This is a genomic window from Pseudomonas costantinii, assembly GCF_001870435.1.
In the GTDB taxonomy this organism is placed as follows: Bacteria; Pseudomonadota; Gammaproteobacteria; order Pseudomonadales; family Pseudomonadaceae; genus Aquipseudomonas; species Aquipseudomonas costantinii.
The window spans coordinates 19,240-38,785 of sequence record NZ_MDDR01000032.1; the positions used below are offsets into that span (position 1 = coordinate 19,240).

Here is a 19,546-nt window from a genome sequence, read left to right on the forward strand (position 1 = left end):
CTTACGACCAGTCGTGGCGCGGCGGCTTGGTGCCGTTGAGCAGCCAGTTGCCCACCACGTGATATTTCCAGCGCACTGGGTCATGCAGGGTGTGCACCCGCGCGTTACGCCAGTGGCGGTCGAAGTTGTGCTTCTTGAGGGTCGAGCGAGTGCCGCCGAGTTCGAACAGCTTGTTGCTGGCTTCGAGGGCGATTTCGGTGGTCAGCACCTTGGCCCGGGCCACGGCCAGGGAGGCGTGGGCGACGTTGTCTTCATTCGGCGCAGGCCGTGCGGCGTCCAAGGCGAAACCGGCGCGTTCCAACAAGGCTTCGGCGGCTTCCAAGCGAATATCCAGGGCACCGACCTGAATGATGGTCAGCGGGTCTTCGCTGGCTTTTTCCACACCGGCGTCGATCCACGGGCGGGCGAATTGCTGGACGAACTGCACCGTGTCACGCAGCGCGGCACGGGCGATACCGGCGTCGATCGCGGCAGTGGTCAGTTGTGCGAAAGGGCCGGCCAAGGTCGGCGAATCGTAGGATTTATGGGTAGGAAACAGGTTGAACGCAGGCACCCGCAGGTTCTCTGCGAGCACCGTACCACTGGAGGTCGTGCGTTGGCCCATGCTGTCCCAGTCGTCGACCACCACCAACCCTTCGGTGCCTCGCTTTACGAAAGCCAACTGCGCATTTTGCTCTTCATCCAGCGCCAGCACCGCCAACCAGTGGGCGTACAGCGAACCGGTGCAGTAGCCTTTGCGCCCGTTGATCACATAGCCGTCGCCTTCGCGGCGAATGGTCGCCTGGATGTCCTGGACGTTCTTGCCGCCGGTTTCCGACAGCGCATTGGCAAAACGATGACCTTGCAGCGCCAAGCCAAAAAAGTGCGCCTGTTGCTCGGGCGTGCCTTGCAAACGGATGTCTTCCAACAGGCAGTAGTGGTTCTGCGGGATCTGCCCCAACGACGGGTCAGCGGCCGAGATAATCGCAATCACCTGGGCCAGCACCGCGTAGGACACCTGCGCCCCGCCAAATTCGCGTGGCACGCTGATGCCCCACAAGCCACTGTTGGAATACAGGTCCACCACCTCGGCAGGCACTTGGCGAGTGCGGTCGCGCTCAGCATCCTGCGCCAACAGAACCGCTGCGACTCGGTGGGCGACGGCAATCGCCTCGGCTCCGTCGCGAATCAATTGCGCGTGGGGCGTGTGGATCGGGTAATCGGCAGATACAGGCAGTACAGACATACAACGCTCTCGGGCGAATGGTTTGCCTGAGGCATTGCAGCTTCTGTGCCGAGCCCTGAAACCGGCAGTTTGACGCTACTAACGGGGTCCAACACCGCTTACGGCGCAGCAATTTGCCCGTTCACTGTTGCCTGGCGAACACCTCGTCGGTTGCCCAGAGGCCACGGCTGGCGTGGCCTATAGTGAACAGGCCGCTCCTCCACAACCACAACCAAGGAGATTGATATGAGCGTTAACCCCATCCCCGAGGGCTTTCACAGCATCACGCCGTACCTGGGCGTTGACCAGGCCGCCGAAGCTATCGAGTTCTACAAAAAAGCCTTCAACGCCACTCAAGTCATGCGTCTGGACATGCCCGACGGCAAGGTCGGCCACGCCGAACTGCGCATCGGTGATTCGCCAATCATGCTGGGCTCACCCTGTGATGAAAGCCCTTTCGGCAGCCCTCGCGACGGCCACACCAGTGTCGGCATTCATTTATATGTGACGGATGTCGACGCCCAATATAAACAAGCTATCGCCGCCGGTGGCACCGCAATCTCCGAACCCAAGGACCAGTTCTATGGCGACCGTACCGGTACGTTGAAAGATCCGTTCGGACACGTGTGGTTCCTGGCCACTCACAAGGAAGACCTGACCGAGGCGCAGATCCGCCAACGTGCCGCCGATATGTTCAAGCAAAACTGAAAATCCAGGGGCAACACATATCCACTGTAGGCGCTGGCTTGCCTGCGATGCAGACACCTCGGTGTTTCAGACACACCGAGTCGATATCATCGCAGGCAAGCCAGCTCCCACAAGGATTTGTGCTTGCCAGATCAATTACCACAGCTGCTACACACTTCATGAACACCCCCTCCACGCTTTCCCCCTTGCCCCAAACGCCGCGTGATTCCAGGATGCAGGCAATCATCACAAGGAGTCATTCCATGTTCGCCGGATTCCAAAAAGACAGCTGCCACGTCAATGGCGTGGACATCAGCTACCGCAAAGGCGGTACAGGTCCCGGTCTGCTCCTGCTGCACGGGCACCCGCAAACCCACATCATCTGGCACAAAGTCGCCGAGCAACTGGCCCAGCACTTCACCGTGGTCGCCGCCGACCTGCGCGGCTATGGCGACAGCAGCAAGCCGCCGGCCAATGACAACCACACCCATTATTCGAAACGCGAAATGGCCCAGGACAACGTCGAACTGATGAAAACCCTGGGCTTGGACACCTTCTCGGTACTGGCCCACGACCGTGGAGCCCGCGTCGCCCATCGTCTGGCACTGGATCACCCCAACGCTGTGCAACGCATGGTGCTGCTGGATATTGCGCCAACCCTGGCGATGTACGCCCAGACCGACGAAGCCTTTGCCCGCGCCTACTGGCACTGGTTCTTCCTGATCCGCCCGGCGCCGTTGCCGGAAACCTTGATCGAGAGCAACCCCGAACTGTACCTGCGCAGTGTGATGGGCAGCCGCAGTGCCGGGCTCAAACCCTTCACCGACGAAGCCTTCGCCGAATACCTGCGCTGCCTGAAACTGCCAGGCACTGCCACCGGCATCTGTGAAGACTACCGTGCCGCCGCCGGTATCGACCTTGAGCACGACCGGGCCGATATCGACACCGGCAATCACTTGAACCTGCCGTTACTGGTGATGTGGGGCGCCGAAGGCACCGTCGGCCGCTGTTTCGAGCCGCTGAAGGAGTGGCAAAAAGTCGCCACCGACGTGCGTGGCAAGGCCCTGCCGGCCGGCCATTACATTGCCGAAGAAGCCCCTGAGGTGTTGCTGGGCGAAGTCCTGACCTTCCTACGCTGAACACACGATAGTGCAGTGCTATTCTGGCGGCTCATGCCGCCACGCCTGTTTGCGATGACCAATAAGAAAGATAGCGTGCCCCTCCCCGAAGACCTGCGGGTGTTTCTGACTGTGATTCGCAAGGCTGGCTTTGCTGCGGCCGCCGATGAGCTGGGGCTGTCGCCTGCGTATGTCAGCAAGCGTATCCAGATCCTCGAAACCACCCTCGCCACCCGTCTGCTGCACCGCACCAGCCGCCGTATCGCCCTGACCGAAGACGGTGAGCGGGTGCAGCGCTGGGCCGTGCGTATCCTGGAAGACTTCCAGCAACTGTCCGATGAACTCAGCGACGCCCACGACAGCCCGCGTGGCCATCTGCACCTGTGCAGCAGCTTCGGCTTTGGCCGCAACCATGTGGCCCCTGCCCTGTCGCTGCTGGCGGAGCAGTACCCGGACCTGGAAATCCGCCTGGACCTGTTCGACCGCGTGGTGGATATCGTCAGTGAAGGCTTCGACCTGGAGATTCGTGTGGGCGACGATATTCCCGGCCAGCACATCGGCCGACGGCTGGTGAGCAATCGCCGGGTGCTGTGCGCGGCGCCGGCTTACTTGAAACGTCGAGGCACGCCACAACAGCTGAGTGACTTGGAGCAGCACGATTGCCTGGTGCTCAAGGAGCGCGACAACGCGTTTGGCATCTGGAACCTGGAGCACAACGGCGCTCAGGAAAGTGTGCGCGTACGTGGGCCGCTTTCCTCCAACAATGGCGAGATCGTGTTGCAGTGGGCGTTGGATGGGCGCGGTGTAGTGCTGCGCTCGATGTGGGACGTGAAGCCGCTGCTGGAGCAAGGCAAGCTGGTGCAAGTGCTGCACGACTACAGCCAGAGCGCCAACGTGTGGGCGGTGTATCCGACACGGTTGGCGTATTCCGGGAAGTTAAGGACGTGCGTTGAGTTTTTGCAGGAGCATTTCAAAGGCCTCTCGATCTGATGCCGATCCAGCCCTGTGAACCCAATCGAATGTGGGAGCGGGTTTGCCTGCGATGAGGGTGTGTCAGTGACAAATGAGCAAGCTGAACCAGCCTCATCGCAGCATAGGTATCTACACATCTCTTTATGGCTTGGGTTCTGTGGTTGTCACGGGGCCGCTGAGTACATATCCGTTTTTTGGGTAACGGATACGTACTCAATCTACCTAAGGAAAATGGCCCACCCAAAGCTCCCTCCCCACGGTTTAGCGCAATTCCAAGAGATGTGTAGATACCCATGCTCATCGCAGGCAAGCCACACATTTGGATTGAGGTGCGTCAGTTAAGCCAGGGGTTGGCCTGCAGATGCCGGCGCTCAAACGCCTTGATCTGCTCACTGCGCTGTAAAGTGCTGCCTATCGCATCCAGCCCGAGTAACAGCGTGGTCTTGCGCAAAGTGTCGATCTGAAACGGGATCACCTGGCCATCCACCAAACGAATCTGCTGTTGCTCCAGGTCCACACTGATCTGCGCCTGCTCGGGTTGGCTGACGGTCTGCCCGAGCGCGTGCAGCACCTCCTCCTCCAAGGTGATCAACAACACCCCATTACGCTGGCAGTTGTCGTAAAAAATCCCGGCAAAACTACTGCCGATCAACGCGCGAATGCCCATCTGTTTCAAACCCCACACCGCATGTTCACGGCTGGAGCCACAGCCAAAGTTCGGCCCCACCACCATAAAGCTTGCGCCCTGCCAGGCCGGTTGGTTCAGCACAAACTCAGGGTTTGGCTCGCCGGAGGCCAGGAAGCGCAGGTCAAAGAACAACCCGCGATCCAGGCCGCTACGGTCAATACCCTTGAGAAACTGCTTGGGCATGATCACGTCGGTGTCGATATTCGCCGCCAGCATCGGCGCGGCCTTGCCGGTGACCACAGTGAACGGTTGCAGGCTCATACGCGCTCTCCAAAATGTCGAATATCCGTGAGGCGGCCGGTAATGGCTGCGGCGGCAACCATCGCCGGGCTCATCAGATGGGTGCGCGCACCGGCGCCCTGACGACCCTCAAAATTGCGGTTGGTGCTGGAGGCGCAGCGATCGCCGGGAGCCAGCACATCGTCGTTCATCGCCAGGCACATCGAGCAACCCGACTGGCGCCATTCAAAACCGGCGTCGATAAAAATCGCCGCCAGCCCTTCGGCTTCGGCTTGGTCACGCACTTCGGTGGAGCCCGGCACGATCATCGCCCGCACATGGTCGGCCACCTGTTTTCCGCGCACTACACTCGCGGCGTCGCGCAGGTCTTCGATGCGTGCGTTGGTGCAGGAGCCAATAAACGCATGGCTGATCACGATATCGCTCAGCGGCATACCGGCCTCCAGGCCCATATAGTTGAGGGCGCGGCGCATGTCCTGACGCAGGATCAGATCGCTGACGCTTTGCGGGTCGGGCACGCAGGCACCGATAGGCGCAGCCTGGTCGGGGCTGGTGCCCCAGGTGACCATCGGTTCCAGAGTGGTGGCGTCGAGTTGCACTTCCTGATCGAACTCGGCGTCGGCGTCCGAATGCAGCTGGCGCCAGCCCACCAAGGCCTGCTCCCATAAGTCGCCTTTTGGTGCGCGAGGCTTGCCCTTGAGGTAGGCGAAGACTTTTTCGTCCGGTGCCATGAAGGCGCCACGCGCACCGGCTTCTACCGCCATGTTGCAGATGGTCATGCGCGCTTCGACGCTCAACGCATCGACAGTGGAACCACGAAACTCGATGGCGTAACCAGTCGCACCGGACGCACCGATCTTGCCGATCAGCGCCATGATCACATCCTTGGAGGTCAGGCCAGGGGCCAATGCGCCGTCGACGGTCACGCGCAGGGTTTTCAGGCGTTTGTAGACCAGGGTCTGCGAAGCCAGCAGATGCTCGATTTCGGAGGTGCCGATGCCAAACCCAAACGCGCCGAGGGCGCCGTAGGTAGTGGTATGGCTGTCACCGGCGGCGATCACCATGCCCGGCAGAATGAAACCCTGCTCCGGAGCGATCACGTGTTCGATGCCTTGGCGCTTGTCGAGGATATCCAGCAGTTCGATGCCGAAGTCCCGGCAGTTTTCCGCCAGGTACGACACTTGCCGCGCACCGCCCGCATCGGGCATCGCCGCAATGCGCTTGGGCGTGGTGGGGTTTACATGGTCGACCACCGCCAGCGCCGTGCCGGGGCGCCAGACCTTGCGCCCGGCCTCGCGCAGGCCGCTGAAAGCCTGGGGGCTGGTGTATTCGTTGATCACTTGGCGGTCTATATAAAGCAGGACATGGCCCTGATCATCCAGGCGGCACACCGTATGGGAATCGATGTGTTTGTCGTAGAGGGTTCTGGCAGTCATTTTTCTTGGGGCTCGCTCAACGGTATGAGCCCATCCTACGCAGCCACCCGGCCCCATCAATGGCACCTGGGTGATGGCTGAGAACATGCTTCGTGTTCGATCGGAGCGCTGAAGTGCAGCGAATGCGAACCTGAAACAATTTCTTTCATGTTCGGCTTAGGGTTTTCCCATTCTCATCCGTCTTAACTTAAATACAGCCCGTCGCGTCAGCAAAAGCTACGACCGGCCTTTTCCGGGCCTCCATCGCCCCCCCTCCGATCAAGACCCGCATTCACATGTCGAAGAAGTCACGCTCAAAACTCTGGTTTCTCGTACACAGTTGGTTGGCATTGCCCATCTGGTTTTTTGTACTGATCGTCTGCGTCACCGGCACCCTGGCGGTGGTGAGCCAGGAGATCGTCTGGCTGGCCAACCCGGATATCCGTGCGAGCAAACCGTCGGATGACGCCGAGCCGCTGAGCTACGACAAGGTGATCGCCGCCATCAAGCAGGCCGAGCCCCAGGTGATCGTGCAGTCGATCAGCCGTCCCGATGAATCGCACTTCGCGCTGAGTGTCGACCTGAGCTACCCCGACGGTCGCTCAGTGGAGGTCTACGTCAACCCGTATACCGGGGCGATCCAGGGCATCAGCCCGTCGTTCAACTTCAAACAATTCACCCGCGCCCTGCACGGCTGGTGGCTGGTGCCGTTTACCAATGGCTACAGTTGGGGCTGGTACCTGGTGTCGCTGCTCGGCTTACCGTTGCTGGCGTCCTTGGTCACAGGGCTGGTGGTGTACAAGCGTTTCTGGAAGGGCTTTTTCAGGCCGACCCTGCGTATCCACCACGGCGCGCGGATCTTCTGGGGTGACTTCCACCGCCTGAGCGGTATCTGGTCGATCTGGTTCATCGCGGTCATTTCCATCACCGGCACCTGGTTCCTGATCCAGGCGATCCTAGGCGACAACCAGATTTCCATCTCCAGTGAGCCTGTCGTCCCGGTGATTTCCCGGGAAAAAGTACCCACCTCGGCGCCCGGCGTGCCAGCCCCGAGGATTCCCGTGGATGAAGCCATCGCGATCGCCACCCAGCGTATCCCGGGGCTGGAAGCGAGCTTCATCAGCCTGCCGCTCAATGCCTACAGCCACCTGCAGATTGGCGGCCGGGGCTGGTACCCGCTGATGTTCCAGACTGCGCAAATCAACCCGTATGACGGTGAAATCGCCTCTTCACACCTGCTGTCCGACCGCACCAAGCTGGAGTTCGTCACCGAATCCATGCGCCCGCTGCACACCGGGGATTTTGGCGGGATATGGATCAAGCTGATCTGGGCGTTCTTCGGGCTGGTGCTGAGCATGATGGTGCTGAGCGGCCTGCTGATCTGGACCAAACGCACCGCGCTGGCCACCCTCAATGCTCTCAAGCGTGAAGCCAAAACGCAGCGCCAACCTGTCCCCATCCCGGTCATGCAGGCTGAAACTTCGGAGGGCAAATGATGAGCAAGGCTGGCGCTGTACCACCTTCACCGCTGCGAGCCTTCTGGCTGAAATGGCGCTTCCACATCAATGTGCTGCTGTTGCTGGTGCCCCTGGGGTTCATGCCCAAGTACTTTGCCGACGTTGCGCTGTTTCGCGGTGACACCGGGATTGGTGAGCGGGTGATCGGTGACGTGCAGGTCGGGCCCTGGAGCCTGAAGCTCGCCGAGCTTCGCAATGAAGGCCCGCGTCCGGACCCGGCCGGCCCCATGAAATTCTTCAACGCTGCCCTGTGTGACACCTGCGCCGAGCAGGTCAAGGCCACTTACCTGCGTATCGGCAAGCCTCGGAGCCTGCGGGCCGCCGGGGTCATTTTCTTTGGTACGCCCTACCGCATGGGCGCCGCCCTGCCGGTGCCGGAACGCACACCTGTCGACGCCGAGCTGTGGATCACCATGGAAGGCTGGGACGGCAGCATGCACCAGGGGTCCATCCCGCTGAACCAGGCCTCGCCTGCCACCATTGCCTGGCTGAACAAGCAAGGAGTTAAACCATGACTTTGATGCGCCTGACCCGCGCCTGCAGCGTGCTATTGCTGTGCGCCGGTTTCAGTACCGTGGCCCTGGCCCACAACCCGATGTGTGAATGCAAGGAAATCCCCGGCGAGCAGATCAAATGCACCGGCGGCTTTTCCGACGGCAGCGGCGCCCCCGGTGTGACCCTGGACGTGATCGGCTACGACGAAACCATCCTGCTGCCCGGCAAGCTCGGTCAGGATTCGACGCTGACCTTCAAAAAGCCGTCCGCCGAATTCTATGTCTTGTTTGATGCCGGCCCAGGCCACGTCGTTGAAATCGACCAAGCGGATATCCAACCCCAATGAGTACGACACAGGTTGTACGCCCCGCCGGTGCCGGTCACGAAACGCTCTACGTGCTGCTGCTGTGTCTGATCATCCTCGCGGTGGCAGGCTCGGTGGTGGCGCTGCACGGTGAAACCCAGGAAGTGGTTGCGGTGCCCAGCCATCAGTTGGATGCGCGCCGTGACCTGAGCGCCTCAGAACAAGGCATCTACGCCGACCTGCGGGTGACACTGGATGAGATCCAGCTGTTGCAACAGGAGCAAAACGCCCTGCCGACGCCCGAGCAACTGGCCGAAGAAGGCTTCGCGCCGTTTGCCCAGGACGCCAGCTCGGTCAGCCGTGGCAACCATCACTGGCAGTTGCTTGCGCCTGCGGCCTATCTGGGCTTGAGCCAGACACCGACCACCAGCGGTTCACTGTTGATGCGCGTGCACGGCGCCGAGCCGGACATCTGGCTCAACCGCCAAGCCAACCTGGCGGCCCCTTCCGACCTGACTGACCCGGCGTTGATCGCCGCTGGCTGGCAGCAGGTGGTCACGCAATTCGATGCCGGCGTGACCCGCCAGCACCGTCACTGAACGAGAAGACCGATTGCCCATGTCTATTTCATCTCCCCTGTTGCGCCTGTTGCTGGTCAGTTTGTTCAGCCTGATGCTCGCCCCTCTGGCCAACGCCGAGGCTGCCAAACGCCTGCGTATCGGCATCACCCTGCACCCTTATTACAGCTACGTGGCCAATATCGTCGGCGACAAGGCTGAGGTGGTGCCGTTGATTCCGGCCGGTTTCAACCCCCACGCCTACGAGCCGCGCGCCGAAGACATCAAGCGCATCGGCACCCTGGACGTGATCGTGCTCAATGGTGTCGGGCATGACGACTTCGCCGATCGCATGATCGCTACCAGCGAGCGCCCGGACATTCCGGTGATCGAAGCCAACGCCAACGTGCCGCTGCTGGCCGCCACCGGGAATGCCGCACGCGGCGCGGGCAAAGTGGTCAACCCACACACCTTCCTGTCGATCAGTGCGTCGATTGCCCAGGTCAACAACATCGCCCGCGAACTGGGCAAGCTCGACCCGGACAACGCCAAGACCTACACCCAGAACGCCCGCGCCTACGGCAAACGTCTGCGCCAAATGCGCGCCGATGCACTGGCCAAGCTGACCAGTGCACCGAACCCGGACTTGCGCGTAGCCACCGTGCACGCGGCGTACGACTACCTGCTGCGCGAGTTCGGCCTGGAAGTCACGGCCGTGGTCGAGCCCGCCCACGGTATCGAGCCCAGCCCCAGCCAGCTGAAAAAGACCATCGATGAACTGCGCGCCCTGGACGTGAAAGTGATCTTCTCGGAGATGGATTTCCCGTCCACCTACGTCGAGACCATTCAGCGTGAATCCGGGGTCAAGCTGTACCCGCTGTCGCATATTTCCTACGGCGAATACACCCCTGAGAAATACGAAGTGGAAATGACCGGTAACCTCAACACCGTGGTCCGTGCCATTCAGGAGTCGGGGACATGACGGCGGCGGAACAACTGAAGGTAGCCAGCGTCGGCCCGACCATTGATTTCGATAAGGTGTCGTTGACCCTGGGTCGTACGGTGATTCTGGATAACGTGAGCTTTCAGGTGCAGCCGGGCAGTATTCATGCACTGGTGGGCCCGAACGGCGGTGGTAAAAGCTCGCTGATCAAGACCCTGCTGGGGCAAACGCCACACCAGGGCCAATTGCGCCTGCAATGGCCAACCACCGTAGGCACCGTCGGTTATGTGCCCCAGGCCCTGGAGTTCGACCGGGGCTTGCCAATGACCGTCGACGACTTCATGGCTGCCATGTGCCAGCGGCGCCCGGCGTTTCTCGGCCTGTCCAAACACTACGCCAGCGCCATTGGCGAGGCCCTGGAACGGGTCGGCATGCAGGACAAACGCAAGCGCCGCATGGGCGCGTTGTCCGGCGGTGAGCGTCAGCGCGTGTTGTTGGCTCAGGGCCTGATCCCGACGCCCCACCTGCTGGTGCTGGACGAACCGATGTCGGCGCTTGATGAAGCCGGCATCCAGGTGTTCGAACGGCTGTTGAATGACTGGCGCCTGGCCGGGATCACCGTGCTGTGGATCGAACACGATCTGGAAGCCGTCGGCCGCCTGGCTGATCGCGTTACCGGCCTGAACCGCCGCGTGCTGTTCGACGCCACGCCAAAAGAGGCGTTGACCCCGGATCGCCTGCTGACCCTGTTCTCCACCCACCCTCGGAGCCCGGCGCAATGAGTTATGAAGCCTTTCGCTTGATGGTCCAGGGCTGGGCCTCTTCCGGGTATCTGCCGGAAGCACTGGCCTATGGGTTTGTGGTCAACGCACTGCTCGCCGGTTTACTGATCGGCCCGGTCCTTGGCGGGTTGGGTACGCTGGTGGTGGTCAAGCGCTTTGCGTTTTTCTCCGAGGCGGTCGGCCATGCCGCGCTGACCGGCGTGGCCGTGGGCATCCTGCTGGGAGAACCCTACACCGGGCCGTATGGCGCGCTGTTCGGCTACTGCCTGTTGTTCGGGATTTTGCTCAACTACCTGCGCAACCGTACCGGCCTGGCGCCGGACACCTTGATCGGCGTGTTCCTGTCGGTGTCCCTGGCGTTGGGCGCGAGTTTGCTGCTGATCCTCGCGGGCAAGATCAACGTACACATTCTGGAGAACGTGCTGTTCGGCTCGGTGCTGACAGTGAACGGCAATGACCTGCTGGTGCTCGCGGTTGTCGGTTCCCTGGTGATGGCCCTGGCTCTGCCTCTTTATAACCGCATCATGCTCGCCAGCTTCAACCCGCAGTTGGCGGCGGTGCGTGGTGTCGCGGTGAAAACACTGGATTACCTGTTCGTGATCCTGGTGACGCTGATCACCGTAGCAGCGGTCAAGGTGATCGGCGCGATCCTGGTGGGCGCCCTGCTGGTGATTCCGGCTGCTGCAGCGCGCCTGCTGAGCCAGTCGCTCAAAGGGTTCTTCTGGGTCTCGGTGGTGATCGCCACCGTCAGCACACTGTGCGGCATCTTGCTGCCAATCGTCTTCGACCTGCCTATCCCCTCCGGCGCCGCAATTATTCTGGTGGCCGGTATCGCCTTCGCCTTCGCCGCCATCGCGCGCGGCACGGTGCCCAGCCTCAAAGGGAATATTGGATAATGCGCCCCGTCTTTCGCCCATTGGCCTTGGCCATCGCTTGTTTGATCAGTACCTCGACATTGGCCGTCGATGGCTTCGAACCCAAAGACTTCAAAGTCAACCAAGGCCTGGGCCATGCCGCCCTGACCAAGACTAAAAAACCGGTCAAGGTCCTGGCCTCACTGCCCATCACTTACGGCCTGGCCGAGGTGCTGCTCAAAGGCACGAATGTGCAACTTGAACGCGCAGCTCCGGCCAACCTGCCCGGCTCACGGCAGGTGTCCTATTTCACCGGCCGGGGCGCTCCGGCGCTGAACACCTTGGCCCAGGACGCCGACGCAGCGATTGGCCTGCGCTCGCTGTGGGCGGATGACCCGCTCTACCCCGTTGCGCGGCGCGCCAATATCCGCATCGTCGAAGTAGACGCCGCGCGCCCGGTGGACGGTGGCCTGCCGGGTATCGCCGTGCAACCGGGCACCACCGATGGCCTGAACAGCCAGCCGTGGCAGTCGAGTAACAATATGGGGCGCATGGCCGATGTGATGGCCGCCGATCTGAGCCGCCTGGCCCCTGACGCCAAACCGAAGATCGACACCAACCTGGCCGCCCTCAAACAGCGCCTGCTCAAGCTCACCGCCGACAGCGAAGCGCGACTGGCCAAATCAGACAACCTCAGCGTAGTCAGCCTGAGTGATCACTTTGCGTATCTGGTCAGCAGCTTGAACCTGGAAGTGGTCAGCACCGACGCACGGCCTGACGCCGACTGGACACCCGAAGCGTTGCAGCAATTGAGCGCCAGCTTGAAGAACAACGATGTGGCGGTGGTGCTGCATCATCGTCAGCCCAGTGATGCAGTCAAAGCAGCGGTGACGGCAGGCGGTGCGCAGTTGTTGGTGCTGAACGTCGACGGCGCGGACCCGGTGACGGAGCTGGAAACCAATGTGGATCAGGTGATCAAGACGCTGACCCCATAACGTCCACGCCCACATGAATCGCATCATGCCGCCAGAACTCCAGGTCGCAGTCGATCAACCGTTGATGCTGGTCATAATTGACCCGGGCGATGCGCAAGCCCGGGCTACCCACCGAGACGCGCAACGTGGCGGCGGCTTCCACCGGCAATGATGTCGGGACGATTTCGAAGCGTACCCGCCCGTAGTGCAGGTCATACTTGCGGGCATACAGCTCGGTCATCGACTGATTCAAGTCGCACTCCAGAATCCCCGGAAAATACTGCGGGTTCAGGTAGTGCTCTACATACAGCACCAAGCGCCCATCGATCCGTCGGCCCCGACAAATCTGGATCACGCTCGACAGCGCCGGCAATTGCAACCACGCACACACCGCCGCCGACGCCGGTTGCAACCGCGCGCTAATCACCTCAGTCGATGCCACCCGCCCCTGGTCACTGACCATCGCGTGAAAGTGGCTACGCTGCATCAGGTTGTAGGCCAGCCGTGGCGGCGAGACAAACCAGCCACGCCGTTCCTCACGATAGATCTGCCCTTGCGCCTCCAGCTGTAACAAGGCTTCCCGCACGGTAATGCGGGTGGTACCAAACAACTCGCTGAGCTTGCGCTCGGCGGGCAATTTACTCGCAGGCGGCAACAGGCCGTGGTCGATCTGCTCTTGCAGCGCCAGGCCGATGGATGTCACCGCCTTGATTGCCTCATCACGCATCAACGTTACCTATCTGGACTAGACCAGCACCGTTCAGGTGCACAAACCGCGCGCTATTTGGGCGTCTGCTGCTACGCGCCAGCCTAGGCATTACAGATGACCGACAGATGACAGTCCGTGTCTATCCCCTGCACCACACCCTGCAATACATCGGCCAAGTCCAAGGCCTGCGGGCACTTGGGCATGGTCTACGCTAAGTCTGCGCTTAGCGACAAAAGCGATTTAAAAACGACATCGACATGAAACTGTCATCCATCGAGCCTAGATTGGCTCAGGTATTGCTGACCTAGACCAACACCACCGCAATCGTTCATAAAAACGCCGCGTTGAAAACGCCCAAAGGAGCTTCGGATGAAACAGCTTTTCCTGGCATCACTGTTAGGCTCGACCATTGCCATGTGCACCGCCGCCATGGCCGCTGATACCGATCTAAAAACTCTGGAAGCCGCCGCGAAAGCGGAAGGTGCCGTCAACAGCGTCGGCATGCCCGATGACTGGGCCAACTGGAAAGGCACCTGGGATGACCTGGCCAAGACCTACGGCCTCAAGCACATCGACACCGATATGAGCTCGGCCCAAGAGATTGCCAAGTTCGCCGCCGAGAAAGACAACGCCAGCGCCGACATCGGTGACGTCGGCGCCGCCTTCGGCCCGATCGCGGTAAAACAGGGCGTTGCCCAACCGTACAAACCGACCACCTGGGCACAAGTCCCGGATTGGGCAAAAGATAAAGACGGCAACTGGGCCCTGGCCTACACCGGCACCATCGCCTTTATCGTCAACAAAAAACTGCTGCACGGTTCCGATGCCCCCAAAAGCTGGGCTGACCTGAAGACCGGCAAATACAAAGTATCGATTGGTGATGTGAGCACCGCCGCCCAGGCTGCCAACGGCGTACTCGCTGCAGCACTGGCCAACGGTGGCGACGAGAAGAACATCCAGCCTGCGCTGCTGATGTTTGCCGAAATCGCCAAGCAAGGTCGCCTGTCGCTGGCCAACCCGACCATCGCCACCATGGAAAAAGGCGAAGTCGAAGTCGGCGTGGTCTGGGACTTCAACGGCTTGAGCTACAAAGCCAAGATGGCCAACCCGGATGACTACGTGGTGCTGATCCCATCGGACGGTTCGGTGATTTCCGGCTACACCACCATCATCAACAAATACGCCAAGCACCCGAACGCCGCCAAGCTGACCCGCGAATACATCTTCAGCGACGCAGGCCAAACCAACCTGGCGCGCGGCAACGCACGTCCGATTCGTGCCGAGCACCTGACCCTGCCTGCCGACGTTCAGGCCAAGCTGTTGCCGAACGAGCAGTACAAGAAGGTCACGCCGATCAAAGATGCCGACGCGTGGGAGAAGACCTCCAAGGCTCTGCCGCAGAAGTGGCAGGAAGAAGTCATCATCAATATGCAGTAAGGCTTCACGCGCCTACCTGAGTGGAACGCGGTCAGTGTGGGAGCTGGCTTGCCTGCGATAGCGGTCTGACATTCAACATATATGTCGCCTGATGCACCGCTATCGCAGGCAAGCCAGCTCCCACATTTGGTCCGGGCTCTACCGAAAAACCGAATCAAGCCTATTAGTTGCGGAGCCCCAGTCCCTATGAAGCACAACGTCATCCTTGTGGTGCTCGACGGCCTGAACTACGAGGTTGCCCGACATGCCATGGGGCATCTCCAGGCCTATATCGGCGCAGGACGCGCAGCGCTTTACAAACTGGAATGTGAACTGCCGGCCCTGTCGCGGCCATTGTATGAATGCATCCTGACCGGCGTGCCACCGATCGACAGCGGCATCGTCCACAACCAAGTCTCGCGGTTGTCTAACCAGCGCAGCATTTTCCATTACGCCACCGACGCAGGCCTCACCACCGCGGCGGCGGCTTACCACTGGGTCAGCGAGTTGTATAACCGCACGCCCTTTATAGCCGCGCGTGATCGTCATACCGACGACAAAGCGCTGGCGATCCAGCACGGGCATTTCTATTGGAATGACCACTACCCGGATTCCCACCTGTTCGCCGACGCTGAAAGCCTGCGCCATAAACACGCGCCGAATTTCCTCGTAGTACACCCGATGAACATTGATGACGCCGGCCACAAACATGGCCTCGATACGCCGCAATATCGCAACAGCGCGCGTTCGGCCGACATCATCCTCGCTGACTACCTGCAAGGCTGGCTCGACGCCGGTTACCAGGTGTTGGTGACCGCCGACCACGGCATGAACAACGATCGCTCGCACAACGGCCTGCTGCCGGAAGAACGTGAAGTGCCGCTGTTCGTGTTGGGCTCGGCCTTCAACTTCAACCCTTCTGCCACCCCCAAGCAAACCGAACTGTGCGGCACCGTCTGCGAACTGCTCGGCGTGCCCCACGACAAACCTGTATGCCGGGAGCTGTTGAAGTGAATTCTTTAACCCGTGGCAAATGGCTGGCGATCCTGTGCCTGGTGCCGTTTGCGCTGTTCTTTATCGTGTTTGAAATCGCCCCGCTGGTGTGGGTGTTGATCAACAGCCTGCAATCGGAGGAGTTCGGCTGGGGCCTGGCCAACTTCACCAAGATCTTCAGCTCGAAGTTCTACCTGCAAGCTATCCAGTACAGCCTGGAGATCAGCTTCTACTCCAGCGTGTTCGGGATCATCATCTCGGTGCTCGGCAGTTACTCGTTGCGCCGCGTGGATGGGCCGTTGCGCAACTTCGTCACCGCCTTCGCCAACATGACCAGCAACTTTGCCGGCGTGCCCCTGGCCTTCGCGTTCATCATCCTGCTGGGCTTCAACGGCAGCATCACCATCATGCTCAAGCAGGCCGGGATCATTCAGGACTTCAACCTGTACTCCAAGACCGGGCTGATCATTCTGTACACCTACTTCCAGATCCCGTTGGGCGTGCTGCTGCTTTATCCGGCCTTCGACGCACTGCGTGAAGACTGGCGCGAATCAGCCTCGCTGCTCGGCGCCAGCGGCTGGCAGTTCTGGCGGCACATCGGCCTGCCGGTGCTGACCCCCGCGCTGCTCGGTACCTTCGTGATCCTGCTGGCCAACGCCCTCGGCGCCTATGCCACGGTGTACGCACTGACCACCGGCAACTTCAACGTGCTGCCGATTCGTATCGCGGCGATGGTCTCCGGCGATATCTCCCTGGACCCGAACATGGCCAGTGCACTGGCTGTGGTGCTGGTGGCGCTGATGACCGTGGTCACGGTGGTCCATCAACTGCTGCTCAAGAGGAGCTACCATGTCTCGCGCTGAAGCCGGCCCGGCCTCCCTCTACCATCGGGTAGTGGTGTATGTGTTGTTTGCGATCCTGGTGTTGCCGCTGGTGGGCACCTTTGTCTATTCGATTGCCAGCAGTTGGTCGGCAACCATTTTACCCGCCGGTTTTACCGTGAAATGGTATGTGCAGTTGTGGAGCGATCCGCGCTTCCTGGCAGCCTTCGGCCAGTCGCTGCTGGTGTGCGTGGGTGCGCTGATCCTCTCGGTGGTGCTGATTCTGCCGCTGCTGTTTGTGGTGCATTACCACTTCCCCAAACTCGACGCGTTGATGAACATCCTGATCCTGCTGCCCTTCGCGGTGCCGCCAGTGGTGTCGTCGGTGGGTTTGCTGCAACTCTACGGCTCCGGGCCGTTCGCGATGGTGGGCACGCCGTGGATTCTGATCGGCTGCTACTTCACCGTGGCGCTGCCGTTCATGTACCGGGCGATCACCAACAACCTGCAAGCGATCAACCTGCGCGACCTGATGGACGCCTCGCAACTGCTCGGCGCCAGCACTTGGCAGGCTGCAATCTTCGTGGTGCTGCCTAACCTGCGTAAAGGCCTGATGGTCGCGCTGCTGCTGTCGTTCTCGTTCCTGTTCGGTGAGTTCGTGTTCGCCAATATCCTGGTCGGCACACGCTACGAAACCCTGCAGGTCTACTTGAACAATATGCGCAACACGAGTGGCCACTTCACCAGCGCCATCGTTATTTCCTATTTCTTCTTTGTGCTGGTGCTGACCTGGGCCGCCAATATCTTGAACAAGGACAAAAGCCAATGAGCTTCGTCAGCGTCCAACACCTGCAAAAAGGCTATGCCGGCACGCCGGTGTTCAGTGATATCAACTGCGAAATCGCCAAAGGCGAGTTCGTCACCCTGCTCGGCCCATCCGGTTGCGGCAAGTCCACCCTGCTGCGCTGCATCGCCGGCCTCACGTCGGTGGACAGTGGAAAAATCCTGCTGGACGGCCAGGACATCGTGCCCTTGAGCCCACAGAAACGGCACATCGGCATGGTGTTCCAGAGCTATGCGCTGTTCCCCAACATGACCGTGGAACAGAACGTCGCCTTCGGCCTGCGCATGCAAAAGGTCAACGCCGACGACAGCCACAAGCGCGTGCAGGAAGTACTGCAACTGGTGGAACTCAAGGACCTCGCCGGCCGCTACCCGCACCAGATGTCCGGCGGTCAGTGCCAGCGCGTGGCCCTCGCCCGCTCCCTGGTGACCCGCCCGCGCCTGTTGCTGCTGGATGAGCCGTTGTCGGCGCTGGACGCACGGATTCGCAAGCACCTGCGCGAACAGATCCGCCAGATCCAGCGCGAGCTGGGGTTGACCACGATTTTCGTGACCCATGACCAGGAAGAGGCCCTGACCATGTCCGACCGAATCTTCCTGATGAACCAGGGCAAGATCGTGCAGAGCGGGGATGCCGAGACCCTCTACACCGCTCCGGTGGATGTATTCGCCGCCGGTTTTATCGGCAACTACAACCTGCTGGACGCCGACAAGGCCAGTCAACTGCTGCAACGCCCGATCAGCGGGCGCATCGCGATTCGCCCGGAAGCCATCGAACTAAGCCGCAGCGGCGAGCTGGACGCCCTGGTGCGCAGCCACAGCCTGCTCGGCAATGTGATTCGCTACCGCATCGAAGCCCGCGGCGTGGAGTTGGTGGTCGACGTGCTCAACCGTTCGGCCGACGACCTGCACCCGGATGGGCAGCGCCTGGCACTTTCCATCGATCCGAGCGCCCTGTGTGAGGTAGCCTGACGATGCAGCGTTTAATGAGAGAGCATGACTGATGGCATTGGTAATTTTTGATCTGGACGACACCCTGATCCACGGCGACTGCGCCACCCTGTGGAGCGAGCAAATGGGCCGCCTGGGTTGGGTCGACCCTGAGTCGTTCATGCGCAAGAACAACGAACTGATGGACGCCTACAGCCAAGGCAAGTTGTTGATGGAAGACTTCATGGACTTCAGCCTGGAACCGATGATCGGCCGTACGCCGGAAGAAATCGAACACTTGGTGGAGCCGTGGGTTGAAGACATCATCGAGCCGCTGATCTACAGCGACGCCACCAAGACCATCGCCCGGCACCGCGCGAATGGCGACCGGATTTTGGTGATCTCCGCCTCGGGCACTCACTTGGTCACGCCGATTGCGGCAAGAATCGGTATAGATGAAGTGCTGGGGATTGATCTGGACGTCAGCCATGGCGTGTACAGCGGTCGTACCGTGGGCGTGCTGACTTACCGCGAAGGCAAGATCACGCGCTTGCTGGCGTGGCTTGAGCAGGAAGGTGAAACGCTGGAGGGTGCGTATTTCTACTCGGATTCGCGCAATGATTTGCCGTTACTGCTGAAGGTGGATCACCCGCACGTGGTGAACCCGGATCCGGTGTTGCGTGAGCATGCAGAAAAGGCTGGCTGGCCGATTCATCATTGGGTCTGATTGCGCCCTTTTGAATTAAAACTCAGTCAACTGTGGGGCTTGGGCTCTGTGGTTGTCGCGGGGCCGCTGGGTACATATCCGTTGTTTGGGTCACGGCGGCTTATGGTTTCGCCCTTACGGCGACTCACTTTGGAAAAGCCCCAAAGTAAGCAAAGGGCTCTTGCCCCACCACTCGGCACCTCGCCTAGGCTCGGTGTGCGGGCACACCGAGCCACAGCGAGGTGCCGAGTGGTGGGGCAAGAGCCCTTTTGGTTACTTTTGGCTGGGCCGGCATTCCGGGCTCTTTTCCAAAAGTGACCCGCTGTAAAAGCGGAACGAATAGAGGCCGTTACCGCAGCAACGGATATGTACTCAATC

At 60.7% G+C, this 19,546-nt stretch carries 21 protein-coding genes; 17 read left to right on the forward strand and 4 right to left on the reverse strand.

The window, feature by feature from the left end; genetic code table 11:
* Position 1: 1 nt before the first annotated feature.
* Complete coding sequence (locus BFL40_RS14915; RefSeq protein WP_071484718.1) at positions 2 to 1,225, reverse strand: SfnB family sulfur acquisition oxidoreductase; 1,224 nt, start codon at positions 1,223 to 1,225, stop codon at positions 2 to 4.
* A gap of 225 nt (positions 1,226 to 1,450) precedes the next feature.
* On the opposite strand from BFL40_RS14915, the gene BFL40_RS14920 reads away from it, so the two are divergent.
* From BFL40_RS14920 to BFL40_RS14930, 3 genes are all read left to right on the forward strand, one after another.
* The gene (locus BFL40_RS14920) at positions 1,451 to 1,912 is read left to right on the forward strand and encodes a VOC family protein (protein ID WP_071484719.1); all 462 of its coding nucleotides are present in this window, start codon (positions 1,451 to 1,453) and stop codon (positions 1,910 to 1,912) included.
* Between the two features lie 242 nt (positions 1,913 to 2,154).
* Positions 2,155 to 3,030 (forward strand): alpha/beta fold hydrolase, encoded by an 876-nt coding sequence (locus tag BFL40_RS14925; protein WP_071484720.1) that lies wholly within the window; start codon positions 2,155 to 2,157, stop codon positions 3,028 to 3,030.
* 54 nt (positions 3,031 to 3,084) lie between these two features.
* Positions 3,085 to 3,999: a LysR substrate-binding domain-containing protein gene (locus tag BFL40_RS14930; RefSeq protein WP_218027753.1), complete on the forward strand. Its 915-nt coding sequence runs from the start codon at positions 3,085 to 3,087 to the stop codon at positions 3,997 to 3,999.
* Between the two features lie 316 nt (positions 4,000 to 4,315).
* On the opposite strand, the gene leuD is transcribed toward BFL40_RS14930, so the two are convergent.
* Both leuD and leuC read right to left on the reverse strand, forming a co-directional pair.
* Positions 4,316 to 4,930 carry a 3-isopropylmalate dehydratase small subunit gene (gene leuD, locus BFL40_RS14935; RefSeq protein ID WP_071484722.1) on the reverse strand — a complete coding sequence of 205 codons (615 nt, stop codon included), beginning with the start codon at positions 4,928 to 4,930 and terminating at the stop codon, positions 4,316 to 4,318.
* On the reverse strand, positions 4,927 to 6,345 hold the full coding sequence (gene leuC / locus BFL40_RS14940) for a 3-isopropylmalate dehydratase large subunit (RefSeq protein ID WP_071484723.1): 1,419 nt from the start codon (positions 6,343 to 6,345) through the stop codon (positions 4,927 to 4,929). Before leuC ends, leuD begins: the two co-directional genes overlap by 4 nt.
* Positions 6,346 to 6,620: 275 nt before the next feature.
* On the opposite strand from leuC, the gene BFL40_RS14945 reads away from it, so the two are divergent.
* Genes BFL40_RS14945 through BFL40_RS14980 form a run of 8 tightly spaced genes read left to right on the forward strand, consistent with a single transcriptional unit; the run spans position 6,621 to position 12,771 of the window.
* The gene (locus BFL40_RS14945; protein WP_071484724.1) at positions 6,621 to 7,820 is read left to right on the forward strand and encodes a PepSY-associated TM helix domain-containing protein; all 1,200 of its coding nucleotides are present in this window, start codon (positions 6,621 to 6,623) and stop codon (positions 7,818 to 7,820) included.
* The gene (locus BFL40_RS14950) at positions 7,820 to 8,356 is read left to right on the forward strand and encodes a PA2404 family protein (RefSeq protein ID WP_071484725.1); all 537 of its coding nucleotides are present in this window, start codon (positions 7,820 to 7,822) and stop codon (positions 8,354 to 8,356) included. The genes BFL40_RS14945 and BFL40_RS14950 overlap by 1 nt, the downstream gene beginning before the upstream one ends.
* Complete coding sequence (locus tag BFL40_RS14955; protein ID WP_071484726.1) at positions 8,353 to 8,682, forward strand: hypothetical protein; 330 nt, start codon at positions 8,353 to 8,355, stop codon at positions 8,680 to 8,682. Before BFL40_RS14950 ends, BFL40_RS14955 begins: the two co-directional genes overlap by 4 nt.
* On the forward strand, positions 8,679 to 9,239 hold the full coding sequence (locus BFL40_RS14960; protein WP_071484727.1) for a DUF6162 family protein: 561 nt from the start codon (positions 8,679 to 8,681) through the stop codon (positions 9,237 to 9,239). The genes BFL40_RS14955 and BFL40_RS14960 overlap by 4 nt, the downstream gene beginning before the upstream one ends.
* 19 nt (positions 9,240 to 9,258) lie before the next feature.
* Positions 9,259 to 10,179 carry a metal ABC transporter substrate-binding protein gene (locus tag BFL40_RS14965; RefSeq protein WP_071484728.1) on the forward strand — a complete coding sequence of 307 codons (921 nt, stop codon included), beginning with the start codon at positions 9,259 to 9,261 and terminating at the stop codon, positions 10,177 to 10,179.
* A complete protein-coding gene (locus BFL40_RS14970; RefSeq protein ID WP_071484729.1) occupies positions 10,176 to 10,922 on the forward strand; it encodes a metal ABC transporter ATP-binding protein in 747 nt (248 codons plus the stop codon). Before BFL40_RS14965 ends, BFL40_RS14970 begins: the two co-directional genes overlap by 4 nt.
* Positions 10,919 to 11,818: a metal ABC transporter permease gene (locus tag BFL40_RS14975; protein WP_071484730.1), complete on the forward strand. Its 900-nt coding sequence runs from the start codon at positions 10,919 to 10,921 to the stop codon at positions 11,816 to 11,818. The genes BFL40_RS14970 and BFL40_RS14975 overlap by 4 nt, the downstream gene beginning before the upstream one ends.
* Positions 11,818 to 12,771: a metal ABC transporter substrate-binding protein gene (locus BFL40_RS14980; RefSeq protein ID WP_071484731.1), complete on the forward strand. Its 954-nt coding sequence runs from the start codon at positions 11,818 to 11,820 to the stop codon at positions 12,769 to 12,771. The genes BFL40_RS14975 and BFL40_RS14980 overlap by 1 nt, the downstream gene beginning before the upstream one ends.
* Here BFL40_RS14980 and BFL40_RS14985 read toward each other — a convergent pair.
* Positions 12,752 to 13,477 carry a UTRA domain-containing protein gene (locus tag BFL40_RS14985; RefSeq protein WP_071484732.1) on the reverse strand — a complete coding sequence of 242 codons (726 nt, stop codon included), beginning with the start codon at positions 13,475 to 13,477 and terminating at the stop codon, positions 12,752 to 12,754. The two genes, BFL40_RS14980 and BFL40_RS14985, sit on opposite strands and share 20 nt — an antisense overlap.
* Before the next feature lie 351 nt (positions 13,478 to 13,828).
* Here BFL40_RS14985 and BFL40_RS14990 point away from each other — a divergent pair, with 351 nt between their 5' ends.
* The 6 genes from BFL40_RS14990 to BFL40_RS15015 all read left to right on the forward strand — a co-directional run bounded on the left by BFL40_RS14990 (position 13,829) and on the right by BFL40_RS15015 (position 19,189).
* The gene (locus tag BFL40_RS14990; protein WP_071484733.1) at positions 13,829 to 14,896 is read left to right on the forward strand and encodes an ABC transporter substrate-binding protein; all 1,068 of its coding nucleotides are present in this window, start codon (positions 13,829 to 13,831) and stop codon (positions 14,894 to 14,896) included.
* 186 nt (positions 14,897 to 15,082) lie between these two features.
* Positions 15,083 to 15,889: an alkaline phosphatase family protein gene (locus tag BFL40_RS14995; protein WP_071484734.1), complete on the forward strand. Its 807-nt coding sequence runs from the start codon at positions 15,083 to 15,085 to the stop codon at positions 15,887 to 15,889.
* The gene (locus BFL40_RS15000) at positions 15,868 to 16,731 is read left to right on the forward strand and encodes an ABC transporter permease (RefSeq protein ID WP_162843042.1); all 864 of its coding nucleotides are present in this window, start codon (positions 15,868 to 15,870) and stop codon (positions 16,729 to 16,731) included. The genes BFL40_RS14995 and BFL40_RS15000 overlap by 22 nt, the downstream gene beginning before the upstream one ends.
* Positions 16,718 to 17,518: an ABC transporter permease gene (locus BFL40_RS15005; protein WP_071484736.1), complete on the forward strand. Its 801-nt coding sequence runs from the start codon at positions 16,718 to 16,720 to the stop codon at positions 17,516 to 17,518. The genes BFL40_RS15000 and BFL40_RS15005 overlap by 14 nt, the downstream gene beginning before the upstream one ends.
* On the forward strand, positions 17,515 to 18,504 hold the full coding sequence (locus tag BFL40_RS15010) for an ABC transporter ATP-binding protein (RefSeq protein WP_065901349.1): 990 nt from the start codon (positions 17,515 to 17,517) through the stop codon (positions 18,502 to 18,504). The genes BFL40_RS15005 and BFL40_RS15010 overlap by 4 nt, the downstream gene beginning before the upstream one ends.
* A gap of 31 nt (positions 18,505 to 18,535) precedes the next feature.
* Positions 18,536 to 19,189, forward strand: a complete 654-nt coding sequence (locus BFL40_RS15015; RefSeq protein ID WP_071484737.1) for an HAD family hydrolase — start codon at positions 18,536 to 18,538, stop codon at positions 19,187 to 19,189.
* The last annotated feature ends 357 nt before the right edge of the window (positions 19,190 to 19,546 follow it).